The organism is Dissulfurispira sp., assembly GCF_036745535.1.
Taxonomy (GTDB): Bacteria; Nitrospirota; Thermodesulfovibrionia; order Thermodesulfovibrionales; family Dissulfurispiraceae; genus Dissulfurispira.
In genome coordinates this window covers 1-1,364 of sequence record NZ_DAIOFX010000185.1, presented here as the reverse complement: position 1 = coordinate 1,364, position 1,364 = coordinate 1, and the positions used below count along the sequence as shown (strand labels likewise).

At 43.4% G+C, this 1,364-nt stretch carries 2 protein-coding genes and 1 pseudogene; all 3 read right to left on the bottom strand.

Annotated elements, in window-relative coordinates:
- Positions 1 to 160 precede the first annotated feature (160 nt).
- Entirely contained in the window at positions 161 to 337 is a 177-nt protein-coding gene (locus V7L97_RS12730; RefSeq protein WP_333656578.1) for a hypothetical protein, read from the bottom strand.
- Positions 334 to 1,113 carry an ABC transporter ATP-binding protein gene (locus V7L97_RS12725; RefSeq protein WP_333656576.1) on the bottom strand — a complete coding sequence of 260 codons (780 nt, stop codon included), beginning with the start codon at positions 1,111 to 1,113 and terminating at the stop codon, positions 334 to 336. The genes V7L97_RS12730 and V7L97_RS12725 overlap by 4 nt, the downstream gene beginning before the upstream one ends.
- Positions 1,110 to 1,208: pseudogene (locus V7L97_RS13215) on the bottom strand (iron chelate uptake ABC transporter family permease subunit); the annotation flags it as partial. The gene V7L97_RS12725 and the pseudogene V7L97_RS13215, both read right to left, overlap by 4 nt.
- Positions 1,209 to 1,364: the final 156 nt, after the last annotated feature.

Below are 1,364 nucleotides of genomic sequence, written 5' to 3'. Positions count from 1 at the left end.
TCCACTCAAAGTGAGCATAAACCAGTGAAAAATATTCATCCGCCTAAATGCTTTTGGAGTATCAGTATTTTCCGAGACATGCGCCTTCATAAAATGTGTTTTTCTGCGCCAAAAAGCAGTATAAAGAAAGCAAGCCATACGAGAATTTTGAAATCGAGCATCAGAATTGAAAGACTGCCGAAACCTTCCAAAAGCAAGCAGATAAATCATCGGGAATAACGCCGGCTCCATTGGGGCCGAGAAGTCCGAATGTCTCTCCACGCATTATCTCAAAAGAAACGGAATCTAAGGCACATTTCTCTCCGTAATACTTCGTCAGTCCCTTCACCAGAATCATCTGCACACCCCGTACGGAATGCAGATAATGCTGCCATTCATTGACAATATTTGAGCCTTAATGCCGAATACTTCACTGAGGGTCTCTTCTGTTATAACCTTTGCAGGAGTCCCGTCCCTGACCACATTGCCATGTTTCACTGCTATGATCCTGTGGCTGAACTTTGCAGCATGATTGAGGTCATGGATTACCATTATAACCGTAATATTATACTTCTCATTGAGCCGCTGCAGCAGTTCCATTATTTCAAATTGGTGATGGATATCCAAAAAAGTTATAGGCTCATCAAGAAGCATTATCCCTGTCTTTTGCGCCAGCGCCATTGCAATCCACGCCCTCTGCCTCTCTCCGCCCGAAAGGGTATTGACAGAACGGTAGGCAAAGCTTTCGATATTTGTTTCTTTCAATGCCCATCGGATTATTTCAGCGTCATCATTTCCATTACTGCCAAAAAAATTCCTATACGGAGTTCTGCCGAATGACACAAGGTCTTTTACAGTGATATCGTCCGGCGCGTGCGGCGATTGAGGAAGGATAGACATATCTCTGGCAACTACCCTTGCAGGGAGCGTGTGAATATCTTTGCCATTGAGAGCCACCACGCCTTTGCGAGGTCTGAGCAGCCTACCTATGCTTTTAAGCATTGTTGATTTGCCCGAACCATTCGCTCCTATTATAGAGACGATCTCTGGTTTTTCAAATCTGAGATTAAGCCCTTTTACAACGAGCCTGTCGTCATACGATAAATCCAATGATTCTAAAGATACGGTTTTCATCTTTTCATCGCACTTCTTAAAAGATAAAGAAAGAATGGGGCACCCAGAAACGCCATTAATACGCCAACCGGTATCTCCACAGGATTGAACATTATGAACGCAATACGACATCACAATTCCTACATTTTCCATTAGTTGTGAATTTTTAGCTCATCCTGCAAGACCCATTGGTTTTTATCCGAAGTTTAGATACAGCTATCACACATCAAGACCCCTTGCATCAAGGGTAGTTGGCAGAAGTCACCTTGAAG